At 72.2% G+C, this 14569-nt stretch carries 13 protein-coding genes; 5 read left to right on the top strand and 8 right to left on the bottom strand.

The features are described 5' to 3' along the window. The first annotated feature begins 146 nt into the window (after positions 1 to 146). Positions 147 to 362 (top strand): hypothetical protein, encoded by a 216-nt coding sequence (locus ACWGJM_RS06545; RefSeq protein WP_453410535.1) that lies wholly within the window; start codon positions 147 to 149, stop codon positions 360 to 362. Positions 363 to 386: 24 nt separating this feature from the next. Here the strand turns inward: ACWGJM_RS06545 and ACWGJM_RS06540 are convergent, their stop codons facing one another. Beyond that, on the bottom strand, positions 387 to 1289 hold the full coding sequence (locus tag ACWGJM_RS06540; protein ID WP_453410534.1) for a PhzF family phenazine biosynthesis isomerase: 903 nt from the start codon (positions 1287 to 1289) through the stop codon (positions 387 to 389). Positions 1290 to 1447: 158 nt separating this feature from the next. Between ACWGJM_RS06540 and ACWGJM_RS06535 the strand changes: the two genes are divergently transcribed. Both ACWGJM_RS06535 and ACWGJM_RS06530 read left to right on the top strand, forming a co-directional pair. Then, positions 1448 to 1624, top strand: coding sequence for a hypothetical protein (locus ACWGJM_RS06535; protein ID WP_453410533.1), 177 nt, complete (start codon positions 1448 to 1450; stop codon positions 1622 to 1624). A gap of 119 nt (positions 1625 to 1743) precedes the next feature. Continuing rightward, positions 1744 to 2322 (top strand): AMIN-like domain-containing (lipo)protein, encoded by a 579-nt coding sequence (locus ACWGJM_RS06530; protein ID WP_453410532.1) that lies wholly within the window; start codon positions 1744 to 1746, stop codon positions 2320 to 2322. A 15-nt stretch (positions 2323 to 2337) separates the two neighbouring features. Here the strand turns inward: ACWGJM_RS06530 and ACWGJM_RS06525 are convergent, their stop codons facing one another. Together ACWGJM_RS06525 and ACWGJM_RS06520 are read right to left on the bottom strand one after the other, a co-directional pair. Continuing rightward, entirely contained in the window at positions 2338 to 2763 is a 426-nt protein-coding gene (locus tag ACWGJM_RS06525; protein WP_453410531.1) for an ATP-binding protein, read from the bottom strand. A 27-nt stretch (positions 2764 to 2790) separates the two neighbouring features. Next, positions 2791 to 3903, bottom strand: a complete 1113-nt coding sequence (locus tag ACWGJM_RS06520; protein WP_453410530.1) for an acyltransferase family protein — start codon at positions 3901 to 3903, stop codon at positions 2791 to 2793. A 151-nt stretch (positions 3904 to 4054) separates the two neighbouring features. Between ACWGJM_RS06520 and ACWGJM_RS06515 the strand changes: the two genes are divergently transcribed. Then, positions 4055 to 6154 (top strand): FUSC family protein, encoded by a 2100-nt coding sequence (locus tag ACWGJM_RS06515; protein ID WP_453410529.1) that lies wholly within the window; start codon positions 4055 to 4057, stop codon positions 6152 to 6154. Positions 6155 to 6157: 3 nt separating this feature from the next. On the opposite strand, the gene ACWGJM_RS06510 is transcribed toward ACWGJM_RS06515, so the two are convergent. The 3 genes from ACWGJM_RS06510 to ACWGJM_RS06500 all read right to left on the bottom strand — a co-directional run bounded on the left by ACWGJM_RS06510 (position 6158) and on the right by ACWGJM_RS06500 (position 10499). Continuing rightward, positions 6158 to 6796 (bottom strand): hypothetical protein, encoded by a 639-nt coding sequence (locus ACWGJM_RS06510; protein WP_453410528.1) that lies wholly within the window; start codon positions 6794 to 6796, stop codon positions 6158 to 6160. Positions 6797 to 6813: 17 nt separating this feature from the next. Beyond that, the gene (locus tag ACWGJM_RS06505; protein WP_453410527.1) at positions 6814 to 8772 is read right to left on the bottom strand and encodes an N-acetylmuramoyl-L-alanine amidase; all 1959 of its coding nucleotides are present in this window, start codon (positions 8770 to 8772) and stop codon (positions 6814 to 6816) included. 194 nt (positions 8773 to 8966) lie between these two features. Beyond that, positions 8967 to 10499 carry a M1 family metallopeptidase gene (locus ACWGJM_RS06500; RefSeq protein ID WP_453410526.1) on the bottom strand — a complete coding sequence of 511 codons (1533 nt, stop codon included), beginning with the start codon at positions 10497 to 10499 and terminating at the stop codon, positions 8967 to 8969. A 99-nt stretch (positions 10500 to 10598) separates the two neighbouring features. Between ACWGJM_RS06500 and ACWGJM_RS06495 the strand changes: the two genes are divergently transcribed. Further along, on the top strand, positions 10599 to 12305 hold the full coding sequence (locus ACWGJM_RS06495; protein WP_453410525.1) for a multicopper oxidase family protein: 1707 nt from the start codon (positions 10599 to 10601) through the stop codon (positions 12303 to 12305). 43 nt (positions 12306 to 12348) lie between these two features. Here the strand turns inward: ACWGJM_RS06495 and ACWGJM_RS06490 are convergent, their stop codons facing one another. Beyond that, positions 12349 to 13629, bottom strand: coding sequence for a hypothetical protein (locus tag ACWGJM_RS06490; RefSeq protein WP_453410524.1), 1281 nt, complete (start codon positions 13627 to 13629; stop codon positions 12349 to 12351). Between the two features lie 73 nt (positions 13630 to 13702). Further along, a complete protein-coding gene (locus ACWGJM_RS06485) occupies positions 13703 to 14545 on the bottom strand; it encodes an SDR family NAD(P)-dependent oxidoreductase (protein ID WP_453410523.1) in 843 nt (280 codons plus the stop codon). Positions 14546 to 14569 lie beyond the last annotated feature (24 nt).

Raw genomic sequence — 14569 nt, 5'->3', positions numbered from 1 at the left:
CGGGCGAATCACCGGCCGGTTCCGCCACCGCTCCCGCCCGCGGCCCGGACCATTCGGCTGGGGTTCGGATTTGCGTCAGCGGGCTTGCGTCAGCGGGTTTCCGTCAGCGGGTTTGCGTCACCGTTTCCGTCACCGAGGAGAACAGGATGCCGTTCGATACCGTCGAGCGATTCTTGGCCGCCCTGAGCCCGCACGACCGGGAACAGGTCCAGAAGCAGTCACGCGAGGAGCAGGAACGGCTCGCCGCCGCCTGGGAGACGGAGCTCGAGGTCGACACCGACCTCGACACGCTGAGCGAGCTGTCGCCCGCCGCCGCCGAGAGCGAGGCGGCGGCGCGCGTCATCAGAGGGCGCTTCGAATAACCGGGGTCCGGGCGACCGGTCGCCTCAGAACCCGGCGGTCAACGGTACGGCCTGCCCGCTGACCCGGGTGCGGGCGTCCTGCGGGGTCACGTCGATCAGCAGGTCGCTGGGGCGCCCCATGTCCTCCCCTTGGCGGACGGTGATCGTGGCCGGTCCGGTGACCAGGCCCAGTGCGCGCAGATACCCGCCGAAGGCCGCCGCCGCCGCGCCCGTCGCCGGATCCTCCACCACGCCGCCGACGGGGAAGGGGTCCCTGGCGTGGAAGCGTTCCGGTGACTCCCGCCAGACCAGATGGACGGTCGTCCATCCGTGACGGCGCATCAGTTCGGCGAGACCGTCGAAGTCGTACTCCAGGTCCGCCAGCCGCTCGCGGGTGGCGGCGGCCAGCACCAGATGGTCGTTCCCGCCGAACGCCACATGCGGCGGCAGCGCCGGGTCGAGATCCCCGGGGGTCCAGCCCAGGGCCTTGAGCGCCGGCTCCAGTTCGGCGTCGGCGGCGGGACGTGAACGGGTCGGAACGCTCGTGAGGGTGGCCCGTACGGTGCCGTCTTCGCCCACGCCGGTGGCCACCGGTATCTCACCCGCCGGGGTGTCCAGGACGATGTCGCCCGCGCCCAGCCGCTCGGCGAGGGCGACGGCCAGGGCGACGGTGGCGTGCCCGCAGAAGGCCACCTCGGCGAGCGGGCTGAAGTAACGGACCTGGAACCGTCGTGCCGCTTCGTCGCGGCGGGTGACGAAGGCCGTCTCGGAGTAGCCCACGTCGGCGGCGATCGCCAGCATCCCGGCGTCGTCGAGCCCGGAGGCGTCGAGCACCACGCCGGCCGGATTGCCGCCCGCGGGATCGTGGGTGAAGGCCGCGTAGCGCAGGGTCTCGGTGAGCGGTCCGGACTGGTTCGCGGGGCTCGCCCCGTCGATGTCGGTGGTCATGGCCCAACGTTGCCACATGGTGCGGCGGTCCTCCGCGTCCTCGGCCCCCATCAAGAACGAACCGCCTGTGTGCGCGGACGAGTTACGGGCATCCGGGACGGGACTGCGCGCACCGCATCGCGCTGCGACGACTTCTTCCCGGCGAAGGGACGCATCTCATGCTGGCCATCATCTCGGCGGTTCTGTTCTTCATCGCCTTCCTGATCAACGCGGCCGACCTCTCGACCAACGACACCTTCACCTCGACCAACGTCATGCTTCTCGGCCTCACCTTGCTCGCTCTGCACCTCGCGGGCATCGGCAGCGCGTGGACCGTGCGCGGCCCCAGACGATGACACCCCGCCGGCGTTTCCGGCGCTCACATCCGCGACCCGGCAGCCGCACAACCAATCGGACGTGCCGGAGGTCAAAGAGGTGACGCATCGTGGGAAAGCGCCACAGCAAGGGGGAAATCATGCGCAAGGGACGACAGACGGCGGCTGCGGCGGCCGTGCTGGTGGCCGTGGGATCTCTGGGCCTGGCGGCCCCGACGGCATCCGCCGCCGGCCGAACCGCCGGCACGGCCGCGACCGCGTGCCCGACGGGCTGGGGCAGCCTGCCCGAGCAGGGCACGGCCGAGGTGGCGCCGCACGCGCTGACCGACATCCGGACCGGGCGGCACGACTGCTACGACCGCATCGTCTTCGACGTCGGTTCGGGCACCGAGCCGCTGGCCTACTCCGTCGCATACGTCGACGTGTTCCGCCAGGATCCGTCCGGCACGGTGATACCGGTCTCCGGCGGCGCGATCCTCGACATCCACGTCGGCGCCGCCGCGTACGACCCGGAGACCGGGCAGGCGACCTATCCCGGCCGGCCCGGCAAGGCCCTGCCCGGCGTCGGCCTGACGGACTACCGCACCTTCCGCGACACGAAGTTCGGCTCCAGCTTCGAAGGCGTCACGCAGGTCGGGCTCGGTGTGCGGGCGCGGCTTCCGTTCCGGGTGCTGACGCTGCCCGACCGGCTGGTGGTGGACGTCGCCCACACCTGGTGAGCGGTACGGCTCCCGTCAGCCATGACTCCCCGACGCGGAGGCGGGCGGCTGGAAGCACGCGTGGACGATCTTCCCGTCGGGGCAGGGACGGGCCTGCCAGGTGTCGGCCAACGCGTCGATGAGGAGCATGCCCCGCCCGCCCGTGTGCTCGGCGGAGGGTGGGCGGGGGGTGGGCAACAGGGGGGAGGAATCGTGGACGGACACGTGCAGGCACCGGCTGTCCCACGTCAGTACGAGGTGCGCGGCGCTGTGCGCGTGCACATGGGCGTTGGTGACCAGCTCCGAGATGGTCAGCAGCACGTCGTCCACGGTGTCGGGCGCCGTCTCCGTCCAGCCCAGCGAGCGCAGATGGCCGCGCGCCCAGTCACGCGCCGTCTTGACACCGCTGTCGAGTGGCAAGGAACGCGCCCAGCCCACCGCCCTCAGTGAAGATTCGCTCACACCTGTCGCCTCCCTGCCGTGGCTGTGTCAGCGCGTATACCCATCCGTCGGGCTTTGACGCGAGGATGCCGCCTGGCCCGGATCCCGGCGGAACGCCCAGTCCAGCCGGGGTTCCACCGCGAAGCGGAAGACGCGGCGTACCGGAGCGGTGCACAGCGCGGTGACCACCAGGCCCGCGACGAGGGTGACGGTGAGCTCGCCGAGGGGATCGCGGGTCCAGCCGAGCCGGGACCAGTTCCAGTGGTTCGCGGCCTGGACGACGAAGCCGTGCAGCAGATAGCCGTAGAGAGTGCCCGCGCCCAGTGCGGTGAACCATGTGCGACGGCCGGGCACCCAGGCGAGGAAGCAGGCGACCAGGGTCAGTGAGCAGCCGAAGACGGCCAGGGTCATGACCGGCCCGTACCAGGCGGGAACGCCCAGCTCCGCGGCGCTGTCGCGGTGGAAGAACCAGGCGTAGTCGAACCGGGGAGCGGCACAGCAGGCCAGGGCGAGCGCGCCCGCGAAGACCGCGGCCGCCAGGACGCGCACCGCACGGCGGCGCACCAGCCGGAAGTGCTCCGGCCGCAGACACAGCCCCAGCACGAAGTAGGGCAGGAACTGCAAGGTCCGCTGGAGGTCGAGGTCGCTTCCTATGGACGGCGACAGCGTCGCCAGCATCGCGAGGGCGAGCGCCAGTGGCAGCGGATGACGCACCCGCTGCCACAGGGGCGTGGTCAGCCGCCAGATGAACAACGCCGCCAGGAACCAGGTCAGGTACAGCGGATCGAGCAGGCTGACCGGCCGGTCCGGGACTCCGTCACTCCACCTGGTGAAGAGGGTGTACGCCGTCTCGAAGACGACGTAGGGCACGACGAGCCCGGTGACCAGGCGCTTGATCTTCGCGGGACTCGCGTCGAAACCGCGTGAGAAGTAGCCGGAGATGACGATGAACGCCGGCATGTGGAAGGCGTATACGACCATGTAGAGCGCGGTGACGGCACGGCTGCCGGAACGCAGCGGCTCCCAGGCGTGTCCCATCGCCACCAGCACGATCGCCAGGTACTTGGCGTTGTCGAAGAAGGCGTCGCGTTCCGGTGCGACGCGAACGGGTGCCGGGTGCGGTGCGGGCTGGACGGATACGGCCTGTGCGGTTTCGCTCACCGGACCACCTGCGCGGGATGCATTCCCGCCGTCTCACCGCTCCCGAACGACGTAAACGTGCGAGGGCATGTGGGGCGGACCGACCGCAGGGCAGGTGACCGGCCCGCGCCGGACGATGCGCCCTGTTTCCGGCGGGTCGAGAATGGAAACCATGGGGCGTCGGCCGGACCGTGCGGTGATCGTACGACGGTCGATCCAGGTCAGCTGCGCGGCGGGCACCGGCTTCCTCGTGCTCCTCTACGGCCTGGGGCAGCCCGTCGCGGCGCTCTACGCTCTCTTCGCACCCATCGCGCTCGGCGTGCTGTCCGCCATCCCCGGGACCGGCCGCGAGCAGGCGTCGGCCACGCTGCGGACCCTGCCGTTCGGGGCGCTTCTGGTCGCCCTGGGCACGGCGCTCGCGGCGAGCACCGCGGCGGCCGTGGCCGGCATGCTCGTCACCGGCTTCCTGCTGAGCTTCGCCGCAGTCGCCGGCCCCCGTCCGGCGGGAGCCGCGCCCGCACTCCAGCTCTTCTACATCCTGGCCTGCTTCCCGCCCTACGCCCCCCAGACACTCGGCGCCCGCCTGACCGGGCTGGCCGTGGGCGTCGTGCTCATCGCGCTCTGCCAGGCCCTCCTCCTGCCCGGACCGCCCGCCGAGAGCTACCGGTGGCGTCTCGCCGGCGTACTGGAGACGGCGGCCCGGGCGGCGGCCGAACCGGCGCACGCCTCGCTCACGCATCTGCGTGACTGCGGCGAGGCGCTGCGGCCGTCGCACATCGCGCCCGGTGGACGCCCGGCCGGCGCGGGCCGCCGGGACCGGGCGCTGTCGCACGCCGGTGCCGCCGCCCGCCGGATGCTGGACCACCTCGCGTCCCTGACCACGGCGCCCGCGCCGGCCGGGACGTCTCCCGTGCCGGACCGGTCGTCGGCGGCCCTCCTCGACCGGGTCGCCTCGGTGTGCGCCGCCACGAGCACGGCCCTGCGCACGAGTGGGCCGCCACCGGCGGCCGGGCCGCTGGAGGAGGCGATACGCCGGTTCCAGGCCGACCGGATCCGTCGTGCCGCCGATCCGGCGGACCCGGGCCCCGGCCCGGGTGGCCGGCGGCGGCAGGCGATCGTGCTGGCCCTGGCCGAGTCCACCTGGATCGCGGTGATCGCCGTGGGCATCGCCGCCGGGCGCCGTACGTCGTCGCACCCGCCGCACGAGTTCTTCTGGTACGCGGACCGGTCCACGGCCCGGCTGTGGGCGCACCGGCTCGCCGGCAACATGACGCCCCGCTCGGTGTGGTTCCAGAACGCCGTGCGGGTCGCCTGCGGTCTCGCGGCGGCGCGGCTCGTCGCCGGAAGCCTTGACCTCACCCACGGATTCTGGGTCCTCCTGGCGGTCCTCACCCTGGGGCGCACCACGGCCGGCGCCACCTGGCAGGCCGCACGCCAGGCCGTCGCCGGCACCCTGGTCGGGGCCGTGGTGGCCGGCGCGCTGCTCCTGGCGGTCGGCCGGCACCAGGACGCCTGTGCCGCCCTGCTCCTGCCCGGCATGCTCATCGCCTTCACGCTGGGACCCCTGCTGGGCATCGCCTACGCGCAGGGGCTGTTCACGCTGGTGGTCTCCCTCGTCTTCGCCCAGATCGCCCCCACCACCTGGCGGCTGTCCGAAGCACGCCTGGTCGATGTCGTCACCGGCAGCGCCATCGGCCTGGTGTGCGGACTGCTGGCCTGGCCCGCGGGAGCCCGCCGGGAGGTCCACCGGACCATGGCGAGCCTGCTGCGCTCGTGCGGCGCGCTGATCCCCGTCACGGTCGACACCCTGCTGCCCTCACCGGACCGGCGCCCCTTTCCGCCCCGGACCTGGCCGGTCCAGCAGCACCTGCGCCTGGCGGAGTCCGCCTACGCGCAGTTCTCCAGCGAGCCGCCCGCGAACCGGGAAGGTGTGCGCGCCGACTGGCACGCGGTCCTCGTCGTGGCGTACACGACCGTACTGGGGGCGCAACGGCTGCCGCGCTTCGAGGAGACGCTGGGCGAGGTGCCGGGGACGGCGTGCGCCTGGACCCGCCGGACGGCCGCGGAGCTCGCGGCGGACGCCGACCGGATCGCCGCACTCCTCGGCCGGGCCCGGTGCACCGCTTCCGGCCGTGCACCGCATGCCCCGCCACCGCCGCACCGTGCGGCCCAGCCCACGGTCGTCGATCTCGAGGTGTGGCTGACGGGCATCGACCGTCAGTTCACCGGCATCGAACGCTCGCTGTCGACACCCCGGACGCAAGCCGGATAGCGCTCACCGGACCGCCCCCGCCCCGGCTGTCAGCACATATCCGCCGAGGACCACACTCCACACCGGGAACGCCAGCTCCAGCCAGGCCACGTCGCCGGTACCCACGATCAGCGCCAGCCCGACCAGCCAGCCCAGCCACACCAGGACGCGCGGCAGCACGCGCAGTCTGCGGCCGATGGCGGAGGTGCACAGCACGAACACCGCGGCCATGCGCATCGAGTACTCGGTCAGCAGGGCGTAGACGATGCTGTGGCCGTAGTCCCACAGCGGCCGGTTCGCGTCGCCGGCGGTGGCCAGCATCCCCCCGGCGGCCGCGGCCCCGCACAGCAGTACGGCCGTGAACACCAGCCCGCTGCCGATGAAGACGGTGGCGAAGAACCTGTCCTCGCGCTCCCCGATCCGGTCCCGTACCGCGGCGAGGAACCACAGGAAGGCGATTCCCGCGAACGGCACCAGGTCCAGCGCGACCTGGACGGCAGTGCGCCGCGACGAGTCGGTCAGCCAGGGGCCGGCGGACCCCGGATGCGCCGGCACCGCGATTCTGACCAGCACGATGGCCGCCCCCAGCAGCAGGCCGAAGACGATCCCCGCGAGCCCCGCCGCCCGGGGTGTGCTGAGCGCGTCCCTGGAGGCCGGCGGCACCCTGGGCTCCGTCCCCGTCACCGCCGGGCGGAGCGCGTCGCGTGTCCCGGCGGTCCCGCCGCGGCCGGCGCGGTCACGACGTCCACGTCGCTCGCCCGGACGTAGGCGAGCCGGTGGCCGAACTGGATCTCGTAGTACTGCTCCTGGCCGTTGATCACCGGGTTGGGTGTCTGCACGAAGGAGGATCTGTCGACGTCGGTACCGGTGAGGCTGGACTGTGTCACGTACCGCTGGCCCGCGAGGAGGCTGTACGGAAGAGGCGACTCGGTCTGCTCCGGGAACCCGTCCGGGTAGGCCTCCTCCTCCGGGAGGGCGCGCCCGAACACCGGAACCTCGCTCAGCCCCTCCTTCGGGGTCACCATCCGGCCGCTCGCGCCGACGGCCGTCGGGTGGTTCTTCGGGTTCTTGAACCACGCCTTGTGGCCCAGGTACCAGATCGCCGTCCAGTCGCCGCTGCGGTCGGCGACCGCGTAGGTCTGGCCGGTGGAGACCCGCGACCCCAGGTCGCTGACGTCCTCCGTGGAGTCCTCGCCGTCCGGGCGGCGGCCGGGGTCCTGGATCAGCGGGGCGTCCTCGCTCGGCTCCGTGTGCAGGCGGACGGCGCTCGAGCCGTGCGGCGCGCACGGCACACCGGCGCCTTTGCATCCCGTGTACCGCGGCTTGTAGGTGGCGTAGTCCGGCAGCACCATCACCATGGCGCTGTCCGGCCCGGCCGTGGCGCGCAGGGGTGCGCCGAGGAGGTCGAAGTAGTGCCGCCAGTCCCAGTAGGGGCCGGGGTCCTCGTGCATGTCGGGGATGGACGAACCGGTCGGCGCCGGTACGTTGTCGTGACCGAAGATGTGCTGCCGGTCGAGCGGGATGCCGTACTTCTTCGCCAGGTAGCGCACCAGGCGGGCCGAGGCCCGGTACATCTTCTCCGAGTACCAGGCGTCGGGCTGCGCGAGGAACCCCTCGTGCTCGATGCCGATCGAGTGGGCGTTCACGAACTGGCTGCCGGAGTGCCAGGCCGAGTCCTTGGTCCTGACGTGCTGGGTGACGTGGCCGTCGCTGGAGCGGATCGAGTAGTGCCACGACGCCTCGGTCGGGTCCTGCACCGTCTGGAACATGGACTTCAGGGACGCCTCGGTGTCGTGGATGACGATGTACTCGATCTTCTCGTCCCAGGGCCGGTCGGCCAGGTCGTGGTTTCCGTAGGCGTCGTCGGTCTGCTCGTACGGCGCGCTGAGCCAGGAGCAGGCCAGCTCCGGCGGGCACTCGACCTCCTTCGGCCGCTTGTCCGCCGGGCGGGGGGCGTGCGGACGCACCTTGGGGTCGGCGGGGAGCGTGACGTTCTGCGCCGCGTCGGTGATGCGGTGGGCGCCCTTGCCGATCACCCCGAACACGTCATTGGCGTAGGTCGCCGCCGCGTCCGCGTCGCTGGTGCCCGAGAAGCGTGCCACCGCGTCCCACCAGTCCGTCGGGTTGTCGCTGAGCGGCTTGCCGAGCTGTCGTTGGGTCGCCGCCAGGAGAGCGGCCCCGCCGCGCACGTTGGCGGTCGTGTCCGTGCGCAGTCGCTTCGCCGGTACCCCGATCAGGTCGGCGGCCCGGCGCAGTTCGGCCGGCGGCTGGGCGCGGCCCGCGTCGGGCGGCTGCGCGGGCGGTCCCGCCTCGCCCTGGCCCCGCGGTCCCGAGGTCCGGCTCGGAACGGCGTCCACCAGGTGCATCGGCCCGTAGCCGCCGCTCACGCTCGGGACGCCCGGATGGGAGTCCCAGCGCGACTGGAGGTAGGACACGCCCATCAGCACGCTGCGCGGCACGTGGAACTCGTCCGCGGCGGCCGTGAAGTCGTTCTGCAGGTGCTGGTCGGCCGCCTCCTCGGAATCGGTCGGGGGGAAGGCCAGTACCGGAATCAGGAGCGCTGCCGACGCTGCCACACAGGCCGTCAGGCGGTGCTCGCGTACGGCGATGAGGACACGGGGGGCGACGCGTCTTCTCATTGCAGATGTCTCCAACGGGCTCGTCGCAACAGGACAAGCGCAAGCAGGACAAGGAAAGTTGCCCTTTACGCCACCCCTCGTACGTTTCCGTGCTCCGCGCGCCGCGTCGCGCCGAGCGTCGACCACGTGGACCAGCCGCCCGGCACACGCCACTCGGTCGGCGGCAGTACGAGGGCCCGCGGCGGCCGGGCGGCTCAGTCCTCGACCGGGTCGGTCCGCCAGTCGGGGTGCCCGGGCATCGGCGGGGTGTGTTCCCCGTACAGCCACGGCGTCAGAAACGGTTTCAGATCCCGGCCGGCGACCTCGGAGGCGAGCGTGACGAAGTCGGCCGTGCCCGCGGCCCGGCCCCGGTACCTCGTCACCCAGGACCGTTCGATCCGGCCGAAGGTCTCCTCACCGACCTCCTCCCGCAGGGCGTACAGCACCAGTGCCGAGCCGTCGTACCTCATCTGCCGGAACAGGGTCCGCTCGGTGGGTTCGGCGGGCGCCCCGTCGTCGTGCCGCCACTGGTCGTGCCGCTCGTACGCCGCACGCATCGCGGCCTCCATGCTGTCGCCGCCGTGCGAGTCGGAGTACAGGCGTTCGTAGAACCGGGCGTGCCCCTCGCTCAGCCACAGGTCGGACCACCGCCGGATGGCGACGCTGTCCCCGGTCCAGTGGTGGGTCAGTTCGTGCACGAGGTTGCGTTCGGCGTGGACCCGGTCGCCCAGCAGATCGGCGCTCGGCAGGACGGACAGCGACTGCGTCTCCAGGGCCACCGGCAGGTCGGTGTCCCCGACCAGCACCCCGTACCGGCCGAAGGGGTACGGACCCAGCCGCTGTTCCAGCCAGGCCAGGTGCCCGGGGGTGAGCGAGCGGTAGGCCTCGGTGCCGGTGACCAGGTCTTCGGGGACCACGTCCCGGACGGGCAGCCCGTGCGGGCCGGTGGTGTCGACGACCGAGAACCTCCCGATCGCCATCTGGACCAGCTGGGCCGCGACGGGCTGCTCGGAGTCGTACGTCCACCGGGTGCGTCCGTCGGGCCGCCGGACGCGTTCGACGAGCCGGCCGTTCGCGACGGCGCTGACGCCCGGGGGAGTGGTGACACGGAAGGTGACCGGTGCGCGCAGGCTCGGGTGGTCGTCGCCCGGGAAGATCATTTTGGCGCCGTCGGGCTGCGGGCACAGCACGGTGCCGTCGGGCGTGGGCACCCAGCCGTAGTCCGTGATCGCGTCGCCGCGGTGGCGTTGCTGCGTCGGGTCGGCGGTGTAGGCGACCCGCACGGTGAAGCCGGCGCCCCGGGGGATCGGCTTCGCGGGGGTGACGACGAGCTCGTCGCCGTCGCGTACGGCGGTCGCCGGCACGCCGTCGACGGTGACCGTGCGCAGGGTGTTGCCGGCGAAGTCGAGGTCGAAGCGGGACAGGGCCTGGGTGGCGGTGGCGCTGATGGTGGTGGCGGCGCCGAAGGGGGTCCGCGGCGCCCGCCAGTCGAAGGCGAGGGTGTAGTGGCGGACCGTGTAGCCGCCGTTGCCGTCGAGCGGCAGGAGCGGGTCGCCGATGCCGGGGGCACCGGGGGAGGGGGCCGCGCCGGACGAGGTGGCGGAGGGGCCGGGGGCGGGCGAGCGGCGGCCCCCGTGCGGGAGGGTGCCGACGAGGACGGTGGCACCGGCGATCCCGACGGCGCCGGCGACGGCCAGGGTGAGAACCCGGTGCTTGGTGAGGGAGGTGCCGGCGATGGCGATCTGCATAGCCGCACTATCGGCCGCACCGTCGGCGGCGCCCGCGATTCACGAGACGCGCCGCGCCAGTTCTCACACATATGGTCATAAAACGTGTCTTATTCATTCATGCAGACACACACACGGCGCACAGTGCTCGGTGCCTCGATCGTGGCCGCCGGCTCGGGGATCCTGACCGCATGCTCCGGGTCCGCACCCCGCTCGGAGTCCGGCTCCCACCCGGCGGGCAGCCCCCACGCCCGCCCGGCTCCCCGCCCGGCGCCGGGCTCCCGTCCCGCGACCGGGACGGCCGGCCACCACGGCAAGGCATTCGTTCCCAGGGGGCCCGCGGGGTACGTGAACCCGTCCGATCCCGAGGTCCTCGAGGCCGAACGGGAACGTGGCCAGGGACCGGTGCGCAGGTTCCGGCTCACCGCTGGTGAAACGTTCCTCGACCTGGGCGGGCTCATGGTGAGGTCATGGGCGTACAACGACCGACTGCCCGGCCGGGAGGTACGGATCCACGCGGGCGACATCCTCGACCTCACGCTCGCCAACCGGCTGCCCCGGTCGACCACACTGCACTCGCACGGGGTGCGGATGCGCTGCGACATGGACGGCGTACCGGGCCTGACCCAGTACTCCATCCAGCCCGGCGAGGATTTCAACTACCGCTTCGCCGTGACCCACCCCGGCACCTATTGGCTGCACTCCCACTCGGGGCTGCAACTGGACCGCGGCCTGTACGCGCCGCTCATCGTCGAGGACCCCAGGGAGCCCTTGTCGTACGACAAGGAGTGGGTGGTCGTTCTGGACGACTGGCTGGACGGCGTGCAGGGCTCCACCCCGGACGGAGTGCTCGCGGAGTTGCGCCGCGGCAAGCGTGCGCCGATGGGCATGGACATGGGGGAGGACGCGGAACACGACGGGGGACACGACGGTTCCGGCCACGAGACGTGGGACGAAGCGGGGGACTGGGACCCCGGCAGGCCCAAGAGCCCCTCCCGTCTGCTCCACGACTCCCACAGCCGTATGCTGCACAGCGACGGCGGCAGCGTCGACTACCCGTTCTACCTGGTCAACGGGCGTCTCGCGCACGACCCTTCGGTCTTCCGGGCCCGCCCCGGGGACCGTATCCGGCTGCGCATCATCAACGCCGGCGCGGAGACGGCCTTCCGGGTCGCCCTGGGCGGCCACGAGATGACGGTGACGCACACGGACGGCTACCCGGTCGAGCACAAGCGGACGGACGCGCTGCTGCTGGGGATGGCCGAGCGCTACGACGTGCTCATCACCGCCAAGGACGGGGTGTTCCCGCTGGTCGCGCTGGCGGAGGGCAAGGACGGCAGGGCCTTGGCGGTGCTGCGCACCGGCAGCGGGGGCCTGCCGCGGTCCTCCGTGCATCCGCATGAACTCGAGGGAAAGACCGTGCCGGCCAGACGGCTCGTGCCGGACGAGTCCGTCGCCCTGTGCCACCGCGAGCCGGACCGCGAGATGCGCATCAGGCTGACCGGCAACATGAAGGCCTTCAACTGGGGCTTCGACCACCGGCCCTACTCCGTCGAGGAGCGCCGCCCGGTCCGGCAGGGCGAACGGGTCCGGCTGACCCTCATCAACGCCACCGACATGTGGCACCCCGTGCATCTGCACGGCCACACGTTCGCCCTGCGCGGCCTCGACGGTCTCGGGGCGCGCAAGGACACCTCCATCCTGCTGCCGCACCGCAAGATGGTCGTCGACTTCAACGCCGACAACCCGGGCCTGTGGATGCTCCACTGCCACAACCAGTACCACTCCGAGTCCGGAATGATGACCATCCTCGGTTACCGGAAATGACCGGGGCGCCGGCCGCCTCGGTGGGCGGCCGGCCGGAGTGTCCTCAGGCGGAGGGCACCAGCGAGAAGACCACCCGCTTCCCGGTGGTGGTGTTCTCCCGCTCGTTGAGCCCCCACAGGCGCCCGGACGACGGGGCGTAGGAGAGGTTCTGGGTCAGCGGCGGGGCATGGGTGAGGACGTGCGGGGCGGCGCCCGGCAGCGCCCGGTGGATGCAGTACGGCACGTCGGAGTCGGTGGTGCCCGCCGTCTCGGGGCACTCGCCGCTGAAGTAGTAGTACGTGCCGTCGGTGGCGGCTCCCTGCACCTTCCAGATCGGCACGGTGTAGGCGCCGGTCGCCGTGACCGTCCCGGTGTAGTCGTTCGCGGTGTCGGTGTCCGGCAGTGCCGTGCTCGCGTTCAGCGGCCAGCGGATCAGCGGGCCGCCGCCCTTGGTGGCGATCTGCGAGGTGACCAGGGCGTCCGGGGAGGACTTCCGGTCCAGGCTGAGCGAGGTCAGGCACGGCCGCGTGGCGTCGCAGGGGTCACCCGTGCTGCCGGTGAAGTAGATGCCGACCATGGGCAGCGCCCAGTTGTGGTAGCGGGCCGAGGACTTGCCGTTGCCCAGGATGCCGACCTGGGCGGTGGAGGTGTCGCTCATCTTCCACAGGTGCCGCAGGTCGTAGACCTGGAGCTGGTGTCCGGTGGCGACGAAGAGCTTGTTGCCGTACCAGGTGACACCGTCGGCGTGGCCGCTCAGCACGTCCGTCCCGGACCGGTCGCCGGCCCCGCCCACCGGACGGAAGGTGTAGCCGCCGCCGGTGGAGTAGGGGTCGACCAGCAGCACGTGCTGGTACGTGACCGAGGTACCCGTGGACTCCGCGATGGTGATCCGCGCGTAGTCGTTGTCCGTGTAGTGCCAGGAGGCGATGTAGAGGTAGTGCCCGTTCCAGGTCCCGCCGGGCTGGGCGTCGTGCGAGCCGGTCAGCCCCTGGGGCGTCCAGTCGGCGGAGGTGTCGTCGGCCTGGTCCCAGCAGAAACCGTCGTACTTGAGCGAGCCGTCCAGGTTGGTGTTGTGGCACAGCGCCGCCCGGCCGGCGTGGCCGCCGTCGGCGAGCACCTGCTCGGGCGAGGTGCGCACGGAGACGCTCCCCGACGCCTCGACGTGCTGGATCGCGTCACCACGGTCCGTGAAGTCCCCCGCCCGCATCTTGAAGCTACCAGGGTCGATCGGGGCCAGCACCGACGCGGCGGCCGCCGGGGGCGCCACGGACAGCGTGACGGCCGAGAGCAGCAGAGCCAGACACGCGCCGACCACCCCGCTCCACCGCCGGTTTGTTGCGGACATGATTGGCTTCATGCGCGCTGACGCTACATCAGCGCGCACAGATGGCTCACAGTTGGCGCGGGAATCGGCCGGTTCAGGCCCGCGCGCCGCCGTCGACGGGGAGGACCGCGCCGGTCACGAAGGACGCGCGGTCGCTGAGGAGCCAGGCGGCGGCCTGGGCGATCTCGTCGGGATCGGCCGAGCGGCGCAGCGGGGTCGCGGCCTTGAGCCGCTGGAGGAGACCGGGTGATTCCGCTTCCCAGGTACGGATCATGTCGGTCAGCGTGCCGCCGGGGGCGATGGCGTTGACGCGGATGCCCTCGGGGCCGTAGGTGACGGCGGCCGACTCGGTGAGGCTGTTGAGCGCCCGCTTCATCGCACCGTAGGCCGGCAGTTCGGGATTGCCCCGCAGGCTGCCGACGGACGAGTTGTTGACGATGGCACCCGTCCCGGCGGTGGCCCGGATGGCTGCGACCTCGGCGACCATGGCCAGCCACGGGCCCCTGAGGTTCACGGCGTAGACGTGGTCGAAGCCGGCCTGCGGCAGCCGGTCCATCGGACCCGGCGGCTGGATCGTCGCCCCGTTGTTGAAGGCGACGTCGAGCCGGCCGTACAGGTCCACGGCGCGATCGACGGCGGCGCGCACACTGTCGGCGTCGGCCAGATCGCACACCACGTAGTCCGCGGTGCCACCCGCCGCCCGGACCTCCTCGGTCACCGCCTTCAGCTGGTCCTCGGTGCGGGCCGCGAGCAGCACCCGGGCGCCCTCCCGGGCGAACAGCCGCGCCGCGGCGGCGCCGATGCCGCGCCCGGCACCGGTGATGAAGGCGACCTTGCCGGCCAGCAGGCCGGGCGCGGCGGTATTGGTGGCGTGAGCGGGAGCGTGAGCGGGAGCGGGGGCGGGAGTGGTGGTGTCGTCGGTCGGTGTGTAGTCCATGGCGGCGAGCCTGCGCCCGCCCGG

This window comes from Streptomyces sp. NPDC054834 (assembly GCF_053611185.1).
Note: the sequence above shows the minus strand (reverse complement) of the source record. Positions and strands in the feature narration are given on the sequence as shown.